The sequence below is a fragment of the Rhodococcus sp. 2G genome, assembly GCF_001886355.1.
Lineage (GTDB): Bacteria > Actinomycetota > Actinomycetes > Mycobacteriales > Mycobacteriaceae > Rhodococcus > Rhodococcus pyridinivorans.
The window spans coordinates 80,810-94,470 of the sequence record NZ_CP018064.1 but is presented as its reverse complement, the minus strand read 5'-3'; the positions used below and the strand labels follow the sequence as shown (position 1 = coordinate 94,470).

The 13,661-nt window shown below is 64.3% G+C and carries 14 protein-coding genes; 6 read left to right on the top strand and 8 right to left on the bottom strand.

Annotated features, from left to right (window positions below; all coding sequences use genetic code 11):
* Positions 1-4 precede the first annotated feature (4 nt).
* The 3 genes from BO226_RS25305 to BO226_RS27420 all read right to left on the bottom strand — a co-directional run bounded on the left by BO226_RS25305 (position 5) and on the right by BO226_RS27420 (position 3,731).
* The gene (locus tag BO226_RS25305) at positions 5-1,105 is read right to left on the bottom strand and encodes a hypothetical protein (RefSeq protein WP_198040691.1); all 1,101 of its coding nucleotides are present in this window, start codon (positions 1,103-1,105) and stop codon (positions 5-7) included.
* Between the two features lie 308 nt (positions 1,106-1,413).
* Positions 1,414-2,928, bottom strand: coding sequence for a DEAD/DEAH box helicase family protein (locus BO226_RS25295; protein ID WP_232238174.1), 1,515 nt, complete (start codon positions 2,926-2,928; stop codon positions 1,414-1,416).
* A 218-nt stretch (positions 2,929-3,146) separates the two neighbouring features.
* Positions 3,147-3,731, bottom strand: coding sequence for a hypothetical protein (locus BO226_RS27420; protein WP_156895408.1), 585 nt, complete (start codon positions 3,729-3,731; stop codon positions 3,147-3,149).
* Positions 3,732-3,935: 204 nt separating this feature from the next.
* Between BO226_RS27420 and BO226_RS25290 the strand changes: the two genes are divergently transcribed.
* From BO226_RS25290 to BO226_RS25285, 3 genes are all read left to right on the top strand, one after another.
* Complete coding sequence (locus BO226_RS25290; RefSeq protein ID WP_071936627.1) at positions 3,936-4,901, top strand: ribonuclease HI; 966 nt, start codon at positions 3,936-3,938, stop codon at positions 4,899-4,901.
* Between the two features lie 382 nt (positions 4,902-5,283).
* Positions 5,284-5,460: a hypothetical protein gene (locus tag BO226_RS27415; RefSeq protein WP_156895406.1), complete on the top strand. Its 177-nt coding sequence runs from the start codon at positions 5,284-5,286 to the stop codon at positions 5,458-5,460.
* A 114-nt stretch (positions 5,461-5,574) separates the two neighbouring features.
* On the top strand, positions 5,575-5,871 hold the full coding sequence (locus tag BO226_RS25285) for a hypothetical protein (RefSeq protein WP_071936626.1): 297 nt from the start codon (positions 5,575-5,577) through the stop codon (positions 5,869-5,871).
* Positions 5,872-5,933: 62 nt separating this feature from the next.
* Here the strand turns inward: BO226_RS25285 and BO226_RS25280 are convergent, their stop codons facing one another.
* Complete coding sequence (locus BO226_RS25280; protein WP_232238173.1) at positions 5,934-6,539, bottom strand: transcriptional regulator; 606 nt, start codon at positions 6,537-6,539, stop codon at positions 5,934-5,936.
* A gap of 539 nt (positions 6,540-7,078) precedes the next feature.
* On the opposite strand from BO226_RS25280, the gene BO226_RS27410 reads away from it, so the two are divergent.
* The gene (locus tag BO226_RS27410; protein WP_156895405.1) at positions 7,079-8,122 is read left to right on the top strand and encodes a hypothetical protein; all 1,044 of its coding nucleotides are present in this window, start codon (positions 7,079-7,081) and stop codon (positions 8,120-8,122) included.
* 63 nt (positions 8,123-8,185) lie between these two features.
* Here BO226_RS27410 and BO226_RS28295 read toward each other — a convergent pair whose 3' ends face one another.
* From BO226_RS28295 to BO226_RS28290, 3 genes are read right to left on the bottom strand one after another with little or no spacing between them, the layout of a single operon-like run.
* On the bottom strand, positions 8,186-8,452 hold the full coding sequence (locus BO226_RS28295) for a hypothetical protein (protein WP_232238172.1): 267 nt from the start codon (positions 8,450-8,452) through the stop codon (positions 8,186-8,188).
* Positions 8,412-9,572 (bottom strand): Hsp70 family protein, encoded by a 1,161-nt coding sequence (locus BO226_RS25265; protein WP_232238171.1) that lies wholly within the window; start codon positions 9,570-9,572, stop codon positions 8,412-8,414. The genes BO226_RS28295 and BO226_RS25265 overlap by 41 nt, the downstream gene beginning before the upstream one ends.
* The gene (locus tag BO226_RS28290; RefSeq protein WP_232238170.1) at positions 9,563-9,721 is read right to left on the bottom strand and encodes a hypothetical protein; all 159 of its coding nucleotides are present in this window, start codon (positions 9,719-9,721) and stop codon (positions 9,563-9,565) included. Before BO226_RS28290 ends, BO226_RS25265 begins: the two co-directional genes overlap by 10 nt.
* A gap of 113 nt (positions 9,722-9,834) precedes the next feature.
* Here BO226_RS28290 and BO226_RS25260 point away from each other — a divergent pair, with 113 nt between their 5' ends.
* Positions 9,835-10,200, top strand: coding sequence for a hypothetical protein (locus BO226_RS25260; protein ID WP_071936623.1), 366 nt, complete (start codon positions 9,835-9,837; stop codon positions 10,198-10,200).
* An 86-nt stretch (positions 10,201-10,286) separates the two neighbouring features.
* Here the strand turns inward: BO226_RS25260 and BO226_RS25255 are convergent, their stop codons facing one another.
* Positions 10,287-11,312: a phosphotransferase family protein gene (locus BO226_RS25255; RefSeq protein ID WP_156895404.1), complete on the bottom strand. Its 1,026-nt coding sequence runs from the start codon at positions 11,310-11,312 to the stop codon at positions 10,287-10,289.
* A 63-nt stretch (positions 11,313-11,375) separates the two neighbouring features.
* Here BO226_RS25255 and BO226_RS25250 point away from each other — a divergent pair, with 63 nt between their 5' ends.
* Positions 11,376-13,553, top strand: a complete 2,178-nt coding sequence (locus BO226_RS25250) for a KAP family P-loop NTPase fold protein (protein ID WP_071936622.1) — start codon at positions 11,376-11,378, stop codon at positions 13,551-13,553.
* Positions 13,554-13,661 lie beyond the last annotated feature (108 nt).

Below are 13,661 nucleotides of genomic sequence, written 5' to 3'. Positions count from 1 at the left end.
TCCTTCACTTGGTCGGCAGTAATTCCATCAGCAACAGCATGCCGGTGAAGTCCAACGAGTCACCGTTCGGGGCGCCGCCGGCGGATGTGTTGTATCCGGATTTGCTCGCAAACCTATCCGGGTTGAGACGGCTGGATGTGGACCGGATCTGCGACATGAGCTGTCGAGCGCTGCGTCGCCGCTGGTTGCGGCGCTTCTTCTGTGCTGCGATGGCGCGGGGTCCTGGTTCGGGGTTGCGCGGAGATGCTGGTTCTCGGGTCGTGTCACGAGATGCGGACGGTCCAGTCCCTTTGTTGGTGTCGGGTGTGTCGTCCACACCAGCTGCAGTGGTGGGCCGGTCGTTTTTCATCAATGAGGCCGCCGGTGGGTACGGCGGGTGGGCCGCTTCGGCGAGCGCATCTGGAATCGGCACGAATCCTTCCTGACGGTCGGCATAGTCCTGGAGGACGTCCTCGAGTGGGCGAGGTGCGGCCGGAGTGGAGAAGGTCTCGTCCTGGGCGGCCTGTACTCGGGCCGCGCTGCGCTCCGAGTCGCTGAGTGCATTCCAGGCGTGTGCGTCGCCCGATTCTTCGATCACCTGCAGTCGAGCGGCGGCGATGTTTGCGTTCTCCGCAGCTTCGTAGTGTCGACGCGACCAGTACTCCCATTCCCGTTGGTTTCCCCCGTTCATGTCCATGCGCAGTCGGCAGCGGGCCATGTCGTATCGGGCGTCACCAAGTTCCTTGTATGCGGTGAGTGCGGCGGGGTGGGTTGGGCGCGGGGGCATTGCGGCGACTTGATCGCGGCGGTAGGCCTCCATCAGCCGCCCTTCGATCAGGCGTTTGGACAGGCGAGGAAGTTCCTTGTCGCGGGGGTTGGTAGCGAGCCGTCGTTCGATCTCAGCGGCGAGGTCCGCGCGGGCTTCTTCGGTGGAGTCAAGATCAGCCTGCCGCATGATCAGTTCCCGGGCAGCGAGGTCTCGTTCTTGCAGTAGTTGGCTGTGTGCCGAAGTTCCGGGCTTGAGGGTCTGTAGCTTGGCGTGCAGACGGCGGACCGTGGCCTGTTGCGCCGTCAGAGCAGACGCCCGGCATTTGGGGCAGCGGCGACCCGGTTTGGCCTTACACATAGAGCAGACGCCTCCTCGTGGTGGATGGTTCGCACCATTGTGAGAAGGCTCGTTCTGTCGATGGTGGGTGCTGCGGAGGCGGTAGAGATGCGGATGGCCCGCCGGAGCGGGCCATCACACTTATCGGAGAATCAACTAGTCCCAACCACAGGGACAAGACGCGGGGCAACCTAGGCGCCGTAGGGCTTCTGGTCAGCGCCCGCGTTTTGGGGTGTCACTCTCGCTCGTGGAGAAGCGACAGTCCACATGATAGTTCACGGCGTGAACCGGTCAAGCGAAATCGGACAAAGATCGCACGCCTTGGGTGCTCACTCTTCGAGCGCTGAGGCCGGCAACCAGTCCGCGTCGAACAACTTCGCGATCGCCTCCAAAGCACTGATGTCACCGTTGACGCTGGTAGCTGTAACCAAGAGGCGGTCGATCATCGTTCGAGCTGCCGATTCTTCGACAGTCCCTGCCGCGTAGATCAGCGACCAGGGACACACCTGCCCGTCCCGATGCGCCCGGCCGATCGTCTGGCGGGCAGCGATGCCCGAGTAACGAGGTTGGTGGAAGAACCCGACTCGGGGTGTAGAGGACGCGTAGGTGCCGTCGGTGAACATCTCTGAGGCCTGCAGGTTGATGGCCGATGCCGTGTTGAACACGACAACTGGGTTCTGGCCCCGCTGGAAACGCAATCGCTCGTTTTCGAGGTCGCCGCCACCGAAGATCCGCGAGACTCCGATGCCTTGAGCTTCGAGGAGCTCCGCAACTGGCTCGGCGGCGGTGGTGGTCAGTTCCGTGGCGACGAGCACTTGGTAGCCACGCTCGACAGTCGCAGCGACCAACTCGGCGGTCTGCGGTGCACGAAGCAAACTGGCTTTCTGTCGGAACCTGATGAGCGCTGCACGTCCGCGGGCGGTATCCCTGCCGGTGCGGGCCAGCCGCATCTCTGCTCGGAATTCTGCCCAGTCCTGGTTGTAAGACGCCCACTGCTCGGCCGTGAAGTCGACCGGCAACCCATCGATGGGGGCTGGCCCCCAGGGTGCGTCGCGGTGCAGGATCACGGGCGGATCAGTATTTTCCATCCACTCCCGCACAACCGTCACTGCTTTGGTCTGTAGTGCTGGGGACTGCTTGGCCTCCGCATTCCACTGCCATTTGCCCTTGTCCCATCCTGGCTCTAGTGGCAATCCGATCTCGACGAGCCGTGCCCCGAGATCAGCCCACGCGGCAGGTGCCTCTCCGTGGATTTGCGCGAGTAGAGACGACAGGTAGGTGTATTCGCCGGGGTGGTGGCCTGGGGTGGCCGTCAGCGAGATGACGAATGGTGCCTTGCGCGGTGGCGCTGACAGTTTGTTGATCCGCCGCATGTACCGGGTGCGATCGGATGTGATGTGCCGAAACTGGTGGGCTTCGTCGTTGATCACGACGTCGAAGTGGATGCGCGATTGGCCATTGGGTCCGAGCAGCTTCTTGAGCTGGTCGGACGACATGATCAGCCAACGGAACCCACCGTCACCGCCGTAGGCGGCGATCGCGTCCCGCCAGGCTGGGATCGTGATGCGGGCTGGCCGGTCGACCGTGACCAGGATGGTGTTGCCACCTCCGAGGTGGCAGATTGCTTTCGCTCCGAGCACTGCCGTGCCGGTCTTACCCACCCCCATGTCGTCGCTGACGAGTATTCCGCGCCATCCGCTCTTGTACGCGGAGGCAATACCTCTAGCGCCCTCGATCTGGAGAGGGCGCGGCGTCTTCGGCGCGGCCTGAGCACCCCGGCTCCGTACCCCGTTGAGTTCATCTTCGGTCCACCGTGCATAGCTGTACGCCTTCGACGCGAACATCCCCAGATGAGCCGGCAGCTGTCGCCCCACATAGGCGTAGGCGCGAAGGCCCCGGTAGTAGCGAGAACCCGGAGGTGTACACCGGAAGGGAACGTCTTCAAGCACCCAGATCCGCTCACCCGGGCCAGCAGCCGGCATATCAAGTCGAGCGGATACAGCGCTTCGTGGTGACGTCGTGCGGGTACTTCGGCGAGAGCGTGCGCGCGGCGGCATAACGATCAGGTCCAGACGCTGTCGGCAGAAGACATCTCGGCGGTCGATCCGGCCGAACCTGCCGTAGCCGCAGAGCCGGAATCTGCCTTGTCTTTCTGCGGCGATGCTGCTGGTTCTGTTGCCTCTCCAGCACGAGTTCTATGCTCAGCGTCGGTTGGGGTGGATGTGCCCGAGGCGCCGTTCGAGGGTGCGGTGGCGGCGTGGTCGGGTACGGCTTGCAGGACGCCAGAGCAACGCAGCAACATCGCGGTGTCCCACCGTTGGGCCACATCGCAGAGCGCATCGATGATGACCGATGGCGTTGTCGTGTTCGTTGCAGCTTCGCGCATGACATTGGCCAACGAGCGCAGGTTTTCCGGATCTGCGGCTACCGCGGCGCGTGCGTCATTCGGATCGATCAACCCGCACAGGTGTCGTTCCGAGTGGTCTGGAGCTGGTCGGACCTGGATCGCATCGTTGATGGTCTGTGACAGCAGCCAGGGTCCAGCGCTGGCAGCATTGGCCACTTCATCGACCTTGTTGGCCACGGATCGAAGAAACAGGCGGCGGCTTTCTTCCGTGTAGCTCACCGTGGCAGTTGGTGCAGTCATCGCAGCTCCCCACATGATTTCCGCGTAGTGCGGACGGACCGGTCGTGCCTTGCCACTGTAGGAAGCCGGATTCTGGCAGACCTTGGGGGCGCGAACAGCCGTGCGCTACACCGCAGCACGGACACCGTGCGGTTCCTGGTGCCGCACGGCCACACGATGCCTTCTACCGTCACCTCACCACAAGTCCGCACGCTGGAAGGAACGATGATGAATGCCCCGACACCCCTGCAGATCCGCAACCGTCCCCTGACCAAGACGCCGGCAGATGCGCTGACGGCAGCGGTCCGTGTCGTCGACCGTCATGATCCCGATGGTGCCTGCCACCGGCTGATCGTCGCCCTCATTCTCGACGCCGACACTCCTGTTGCCCGCTTCTACGCCGACACGCGCAGTTCGACATCCGACACCGCGGCGATGGAGATCTTGAACGCATTCGCCGAGATCTACTCCCACGCCGAGGCCCACCATCGGGACGTCTTGGTATATATCGGCGACGCGTTCGTCCGCCGCCACCTTCGCGCCGAGAGCGAATCGTTTCCTCTCGCGACCTTCGCAACGAACCTGTATGACGCCCTCGGTTCTCGTTTGATTCCCGCCTACGAGCGGTCGGCCACTGTGGCCGACCAGTGGCGAAGCGACCTCGCAATCGCGCACATCCAACAGATCGAACGGGCACGTCGCGAACATCTCGTCATCTACACCGACGGATCGGTCTCGAGCAACCACCCGGGATGCGGAATGGGTGTGGTCACCAGGAACGGGGAGGTCCACGCGCACTTCGACGCTGAAGCACCGAACGACCCGTTGGTCGCCGAGCTGCTGGCAATCGAACTGGCCGTACAGACCTATCCGCTGCAACGCTTGACGATCCGCACCGACAGCCTCAACGCCATCGAACTTATGAACATGGACATCGACGAAATCAACAATCGACCTCCGCAAGGCGACTACCGCACCGATCTCTACATCAACTACGTCGCGAAGCGCATCGTCCGGGCCATCACCGATCGCAGGATCAGCTTCGAATGGGTGAAAGGACACGACGGGAATCTGCACAACGAAGCCGCCGACCGCGCTGCCCGCAGCGTCCGCCGATACAACACCTACCGGATCCCGCCCAGCGCGTTATCGCACGTACTCGACAACATCCGGCAGGACATCGCCGCCTGAATACTCAGAGACAGCGCAAGTCGCGGTGATGAAGCGCGCCGGCTCCTCGAGCAAGACCGTGACAGCCTCGCCAGCGGTGGCATCGCGAACTGCCGCCGACGCGCGATGTCCGCGATCAGGTCGCCGCGGGCCGCGCCGCCCCGTCGGTCAGCTTCCGGTACCCCGAGGCGACCGTCTCCGGCCAGGCCACCGTCTGGCGCGATGAGTCCGGCGTTGACCTAGTGTCCCCATTCCCGCAGGCCGGCGGTAACGGGATGCCTGCACCTGCGGGAAGTTCAGCAGCGGTGGTCGCTGCGAGCACATCGGTGAGGCGCTGCACAGCCTCGGCGACGCGTACGGGGCCGCACCGACCGGCGACACAGCACTGCGGCCCGGGGTGTCGATGGCGGAGCTGCGGCGCGACCGCACGTCGGACACCGCCTACGACGCGCCCCGCGCCCCGCTCGAGCGGATGAACTACTCGCGCATCCAGAACCTGCGCGCCCAGCGGCAGGACACCCACAAGGAAGACCTGTTCGAGAATCAGCGTCGGGCGAGCCGATCAACACCCCGTCAGTGAAGCCGCCGAAGGACAACGAGGGGCCGGTCGGTCGCATGGCCGACGACGTTCGAACGGGAAGGCAAGGGCGGAGCCAACTCCGACCGCCCCACCGACCTCCACGACGTTGCAGATGTGCAGTACCGGATCCGGGCCGCGCTGTTCGCCCGCACCCGCACGCACTACTCGGTGTTGCGGGACAAGGACGGTGGCATGCGCAACACCATCCCGAAGGCGCGGCGCGCGAAGGACGGCATCATCCCGTTCGCCGAGTGGGCCCGCCTCGCGGACACCCTCGGCATTCCGGCGCACCACTCCCGCGCCAACGGCGTCTACATTCCGGCGGATACGTCGTGGCGGCACGAGATGCTGTCCCGGTCGTACGGTGACACTCCTCCGCCGATCCGGGCGGCCCGGTACACCGTCGCCTGACGCAGAAATCCCCTGTGGCCCCGAGGTTTCCCTCGGGGCCACAGGTCGTCATGCGTCGCTGTTCAGAGGGTCTTGAGCTTCCCGCACGGGCCGGGGACGTTCGAGGTGCTGCGTGAGGTCAGCAGGGTTCGGACGATTTCCTGGTCCGCGGGCGAGAGGTTGGGGTCGATGAAGTTCAGTTCCGGCTTTCCCAGTTCCCGTACCCGGCCCGCGAGGGTGGCGTCATAGACGGTCCGGTCACCGTTGTAGCCAAGGATCCCCGTGACGTGCAGCACCGAGACGGTGAACTTCCGGAGGGTCACCGGAAGGAACCGTGCGGCAAGGACATCGGAGTCACGAAAATTGGTCCATGCGCCCTGGTTGGCGAGCACGCATTCGGCGTCGGTGTGCTTGACGCTCTCACCGATCTGGGTGCGATTGAGATAGGGCTCCGGCTCGATTGCGGACGCCAATGCCTGCTGCAGGACCGGGTAGTCGCCGTCGGTGTACAGCAGGGGGTAGTTCGCCATGGTGAGCAGCCTGCTGACGTCGAGATCGGGAAGGTAGCCCGATTCGAGGAGGAATTGCACGCTTGCATCCGAAGTGCCGAGCAGTTCTGCTGCCTTCTGTCGGCTGACGGTCAGCGTTGCCTTGTGATCCGAGTCCTGCTGAATGAGCATGGGGGACATGTTTCATCCTTTCGATGTGGCGACTGCGATAGACAAGTTACGCCGCTAGGTATGGATTGTGTACTACTAGTGCAAAATGCCCTAGAGATACGTTTACCGCTAGGTGGTATATTCGGCTGAAGAGAGCTGTTGCGACAGGTCTGGAAATGGATAGTTCGAGCGATCAGGCTCAGGCGACAGAGAGCGCTGGATAGCCGCCTCGCTACCGTGCGCGGGAACCATCGGATCACCAAGGGAGACCGCTCGTGAGCAGCGCAATCGACACCTTCGACGACCACGACGTTGTCGACCCGAACACCTTCGCCTCGCCTTTCCCACGCCGGGCGAGCTCGGAGCGGCACCGTTGAACTGATCGGAGCTCGCGGCCCAGCGGTATCGACCGTCGCCGCGCCCTCGGGACCCTGCACGCGTCGCTGCTACCCGACGACGTCCGGCCACGGCCTGCCACCGACATCCGTACCGGGACCTGAACTCAGCCGGGCGCACCGGGGTGATCGGATACGGTCCATCTGAGCATCGACGGAAGGGTGGAGGCGGGGATGGCAGGAGTCAGTGACAGGCGGCTGTTGATCCGCGATACCAGCACCGGCGGCAGTTGGTCGTCGCCGGAGATGACGGCGTACACGAACGAAGATCACCTGCAGGCCATCATCGCCGGCGCCCCCGAGCACGTTCCCGGGGTCCCCGAAAGCGCTCTGGCGCTGCGGGAGCTGTCCACTGTCGCCGGCCCGGCCGATGTGTGCATCGTCGACCCGGCCGGGGAGATCACCGTGGTCGAATGCAAGCTGGCATCGAACTCCGAACGCCGCCGCATGGTCATCGGTCAGGTCCTCGACTACGCCGCCGCGATTTGGCAGTCCGGCCCCGAGGCGTTCCATCGGCAGTGGTCCCGCCAGGGCGGCCCGGATCTGTCGGAGCTCGATGATGCTGCCCGCGAGCGGCTCGACCGCAACCTCGAGGACGGCCGGATCCACCTGTGCCTGGCGGTCGATCTGATCGACGCCGACCTGCGGCGTCTGGTCGAGTACCTCAACCGCATTACCCGCGACGACGTCCGCGTCACCGCACTGCAGCTGGCCTACGCTCGGCACGGCAGTGTCGAGATCCTGGTCCCGTCCACCTACGGCGGGGAAATCGCCCACGCCAAGTCCCAAGCGGCACACCAGAAGGACAGCTGGACCAAGGAATCCTTCCTGGACGCGATCGCGTCCCCGTCCGACCGGGCCATCGCCGAGCGGTTGTTCGCACTACTCGACGGGCTCGACGAGCGACTCGGCTCCCACGAGGACCTGTGGTTCGGTACCTACGGGCAAGGCGGGGTGTTCCTGCACCCGTACGGGTTGCGGTTCGCCCCGATCCAGTTATGGGTCAACAAGGCCGGCCAGCTGATGGCCTACGGCAACTGGCGCCAGTACACGGCGATGCGAGCCCATCCGGGATTCGCCGAACTCGCACGCTTCGTCGGCCAGGACCACGAAGGCGCCATGCGGGGTTTTCCCCTCGCGGAGGTCGACATCGATGCGCTCTGGCAGATCGTGGTGCGCTGCGCCCGCCTGATCAACGAGCCCGCACGGAGCGAGTGAGCACGTCGAGCGCTACGGCAACGCTCGTCGGCGTCGCTGACCCTGTTGTCCCCGTGGTGACGGTCAGCTGGTCCAGCCGAGTTCGGTCAGGAACGTCGTGCCGGTCTCGACGGAGTTCATCCGGAAGGTGGCGTTCAGGCCGGTGGAGCGGTCGATGACGGTGTAGCGGACAGAGGTGTTAACCGAGTCGTCGTAGTTGATCAGACGGGTGCTGTCGCCGGAGATCATCGTGATGGTGCCGTCGGTGGTGTCGCGCAGCCGGATGAAGTTCGACCGGGCGTACTGGTCGTCACGCCACGCGGTGACGCTGACGTACTCGTAGCGCTCCATCCCGATGCTCTTGCCGAGGGCGGAGTCGGCGTTGAGGTTGCACTGCAACTGCAGCGCGCCTTCGCCCGAGAACCCGCTCTTGTCGCCAGGAGGACGACGAGGTGAGCAGTGTGGTCGGCAGCAGCGCCGTCACGTCGTCGGTGGTGGCGCTGAGATGGTGCGACTCGGCGCTCGCCGCGGGCAGCGGTCCGTCGGCGGGCGCAGCGGTCTCGGCGACGGCGGCGGCCGTGGCGGGAAGGCCGGTCTCGCGATCGACCGCGATGAACACAGCCGCCCCGGCGGCGACCGCGGCCAGGGCGGCCCCGGCGAACAGTCGGGGGCGGGACGATCGCGAGCGGAGTAGTCCGGTCGCCGGTAGCGGATTGTGCTGGGCTGCACGGGTGTCCGGTCGAGGAGTGCCGGGTCGAGGTGCTGCGGGGCGGGGAGTGTCCGGCCGCAGCACCTCGGTGTCGAGGTCGGCGGCGGGTTCGGTGGTGCGTCCGCCGGCGACGAACCCTGCCGCGCCCTTGGCCACGACGGTCTTCGGGTCGTCGAGGGTGGCGATCGAACCGAGTTCGGACAGCCGCCGATGCACATACGGAATCCGCGAGGAACCGCCGGTCAGATACAGCGCCTGCAGACCCGACCGGTCCACCCCGGCATCGCGCAGCACCTGGCCGGCGAACTGCACGCCGCGGGTGATCTGCGGTTCGATGAGTTGCTCGAACTCGTCGCGGGTGATGGTGAAGGCCAGATCCGCGCCGTTGCCGGTGACGCGGATCGTCGCCGAGGGATGCTCGGAGAGCAATTCCTTTGCGCGGCGGATCTGATCGTCGAGCGTGCGGCGGGCGTCGAGGCCGTCCGGGGTGCGCAACCACGCCGCCAGATCCGGATCGTCGTCGCGCAGGCGTTCGTCGACCCACCGGGCGACGGTGGCATCGAGGTTCTTGCCGCCGAGGGTGTTGTCGCCGCCGGCCCGGATGACCTCGAAGGTCCACTCGCTCGTCGCGGTGAGCACGGCGATGTCGAGGGTGCCGCCGCCGAAGTCGAACACCGCGATCGTCGAGCCCTTGACGATCTTCGCGTCGTGCTGACGCGAGTAGTAGAACGCGGCGGCGCGGGGTTCGGAGATCAGCGACACGCTGCCGCCGAGACCGCCAGGGACGCGGCGTGCCGCAGCACGTCGAGTTCGCGTTGGGACCAGGCCTCGGGGTGGGTGAGCACGACCTCCGCCGGAGGGTGGTTGTTGTGCCGGGGTAGCGCCTGGTTGTAGACGGTGCGCAGGCGCACGGAAGATCTCTGGACCCGCTAGCGGTTGTCTTGCGGTATCCACGATCGGTCGACGAGACAATTCGCTGCGCGTCGGTCCTTGGCGTGCATGTCAGGCGCGCTACGGTTCCAGGATGACGAGCGTGGGTGTTGTCGCCATCTGGCACGGCGAAGAAGGGTGGGGCGTAATCGAATCGTCGGACACCCCCAGCGGGTGCTGGATGCACTTCAGCAATCTTTGGACGCTCAATCATCCGCCTCTTGCCCGCGGGGAATCGATCGAGATCCGCGGACAGGGTTCCGACCTCCAGGTCGGCGAAATCGTTGACTTCGAGTGGGAGCAGGTACCGCAGGACGGCTATTCGTTCCGTGCTGTCGACGTCCGTCCGCGCAGGCAGCCGCCGCGCAGAACCGTAAGATTTTCTGTCAACGGCGAGCGGGTTCCATGGCCGATCGATCGCTTCGGCGAGCTCCCCTACGGTGACCTCTGGACCGAATAAAAGTGGGAGCAGTCGCTCCCTCAGGTACCGAAACACAGTGCCAGACAAGCAACCAGCGACAACCAGCCTCGACTGCCGACAAGAGATCAAGCCAGGAGAGCGTCGACGACGTCCGGTCGGTTGAGAGCGTCGGCACACCAGGCGAAGTGCCCGTCGTTACCGTCGGCGTCGTACGCGTTCGCGGTGATCAGGGAGTATGCCGCGCGGTAGACCAACAGCGTCTCGCGTTCATAATCCAGGCGGTCTTCGAGCTGCGCATAGAGATCGAGTTCGGTGTTCAAGGCGCCGGCGCCGTACATGTCGAAGATCGAAGCCGCTACGGCGCCGTCGAAGGCCGGATCTCCTTCCGTGGTGAAAAATCCCCAGTCGAGCACGGCGGTAGGGGTGCGGGCTTCGCCGATCAGGATGTTGCCCAGGATCAGGTCGCCGTGGATGACAGAGCGACGACGGCTGTCGATCTCGTGCAGACGAGCGCGCAACGCGACAGCTTTCTTGTCGAGTTCGTCGACAGCACTGTCGAGCGTCCGCCGGAACCGGGCGAGGCGACGCTCGGCCACGTCTGCGAGAGCGGTCGGGAAGTCCTCGGTCATGTCATAGAGGGGCACACTCTCGTCCATGACCGGTAGGGCTCGCGCTGCGGGCAACGCGCCGTTTCCCGCCAGCTCGGCGAGTACGTCGACAAGTGTGGACCGCGCGTCGTCGAGGCTGGTGTGCCCGGTCTTGAGGAGGTCGGCCAGGCTGGTGCCGGCCAGCCGCTGTTCGATCGTGACGCAGCGGCCTTCGACGCGATGGATCTCATGGATTCGAGGGATCTCGAACCGGAAGGACGTGGCGGCCAGGGCGTTGTAGAAGCGCCGAAGCCGCTGCAGGGATGCTTCCGATTCGTCGAACCAGATCTTCGCAATTCGATTCCGGCCGATCGCGTAGACGGCACCTTCCATCCCTTGCCCCAGCAGTCGAGGGCCCACCCCGCCGGTCCAGCGCTCCAGAATCCGAGTCGCGTCGTCGTGGGGGAGGTAGCTCATCGACGAAGTCTCGCATCCCGCACCTTCCGGCTCGGAGCGGGCCGTTGACGATGCGTTAAAACGCACACCCGAACCCCAGCAATCCACTCAGGCGGTTCTCGGGCCCGACCCGAATCGAGCTGCTCGGAACGGTGTGATTCCATTCCCGACATGACCGCTGGCCCCGCTAACACCGACAGCTCTATCACCTCGTTTGAGCAGGACAAACTTGAACGCAGTGAGTTTTCCCGCCGGATCGCGGATCGTATCCGTCTGGCAGGAACCGGACAGAGTGTAGTCTTCGGGATCTCCGGCGCCTGGGGCGCCGGAAAGACGTCGGTATTGGCCATGATTCGACTCGCGTTGGAAAGCGACGAGAAATGGGCGGTCGTCGAGTTCACCCCTTGGGCAGCAACCGACCTCGGCTCACTCACCGGCGAGTTCTACGAAGTCATCGCATCTGCGATGCCCGAGAAGGGCAAGCGCGGAAAGACAGCCCGCGCAATGCTGATGTCCGCGGCACCGGTGGCGACCTCGGTGATGAAGACAGCTGCTGAAGGATTCTTCGACCAGAGGTTCGGCACCGGCACCTGGCAGAAGATCGCGGATACCGCTACCTCATCTACCCTGGACGAGCTTGGAAACTACAAGCCCACACCTAATCCGTTCCGCCAGCAATTCGCCGCATTGTCGAAAGCCATCGAACGCACCGGCGCGAAAGTCCTGGTGATAGTGGACGACCTCGACCGACTGCACACCGACGAACTACTCGCGGTGATGAAAGCGGTTCGGTTACTCGGCAGATTTCCCGGTGTCCACTACCTGCTCTCCTATGACAAACGCACCATGCTGGACCTGATCGGAGCGTCCGATCTCGCAGGCAGCGATCCCGACCGAGCTCGTGCCTACCTCGAGAAGATCGTGCAGTACCCCTTCGAGCTACCACCACTGCAATCTGCCCACAGTCGCCGCGAAGTCACCGGACAAATCACCGCCATCGCCCACCGATACGGATGTGACCTCACCGGCACCGATACCAGGTCCGGCCGAAACTGGGATCTCATCGACGATCTATTGGCCCTGCTCCCGTTCATCGACAACACCACACTGCGTGCGATCTACCGCTGGTGCGCTCAAGTAGACGTCCTGATGGCACTACTCGGGCCAGGGCATCTCGATCTTCTCGACGCCGCGCTGATCACCTATCTGCGACTGCACCACGAACAGATCTACGATCGCCTGCCGACCTGGCGTTCCAAGCTCGTCGGGGACGCACCCCGCGCCATAGTGCTGTCAGATTCCCCACGCGACACCGCCGAAGATTGGCTGACACGCCTACGCAATGAAGCCCCGGGAATGAGTGAACCCGAGCTCACCGACGTCTACAAGATCCTGGTCTACCTGTTTCCGAAGCTTCCACACCAGCTGTATTCCCGTACTCGCCCACTCAGCACCACCCCGCAGGTGCACCACGACGAGTTCTTCGACCGCTACTTCATGTTTACTCTGCCCGTCGGAGACATTAGCGATGTCACAGCAGCGAAAGAAGTCTCGTCGCTGCTCAGCGACGGAAGCCTCCCGGAAGGCGGTGTGTTACGTACGTTCATCGCCGCCGGCGGCGGCGATCAGCGGCTCGCCCTACGCAAGCTGCGCCGCGAACTCGGACACGCCGTCACCGACGCCCCACCGGGCTGTGTCTTGGCCGCCCTCGAACATTTATGGCCGTGTTTGCTCAACGAGCACGGCGACTTATCCTTGCCCGGTCCCGGTCACGACATTGCTGCAATGCTCATTGGACAGGCCGTCGACGCCAGCTCGGACACCGACGACGCTCGCGCGGCGATGAACCAGGCACGGCAGTGCGTCGGTCTACGCGGCATCACCCAGATTCTCGTGGAGTTCCGCCGCGGTAGGGACGACTACCCGGCCCCGATCGCCGCGGCCGTCACCGATGTGCGTGACGAAGTGCTAGGAGTGTGCATGGCTGATCTGACTTCCCCGCAACCGCCTCAGGAGGGTCAGGTACTGAGCTTCATCTACTTCCTGACCACCGACATGTACACAGAGCTACGACGCCGCATCGACAGCGCAGGACTGACCCAGCTCGACGTCGCAGCTCGAATGGTGGCCAAGGACAGCAATTTGCGAGAAGAACTGCAGGGCTTCTATCACGAACCGTTCGAAGAGATCTACCCGCGCGAACACTGGGACATCACGCAGTTTCCGGACCCACCGTCGGTCGACGATCTCCCGGACCGGCAGGACTATTCGATCGACGCACGGCTGGCGCAGGCGAAGTTCGCCATGCACTCGATCATGCTCGGAATAACGGGTAATCAACCCGATTGACCAGACTTGATGATCGCTCCACGGTCACCAGCACCACCGCCGCCAGCGCGCCCAACGCATACACCCACGATAGGGCACACCACTTCTGACCCCCAAAGACCAGAAGAC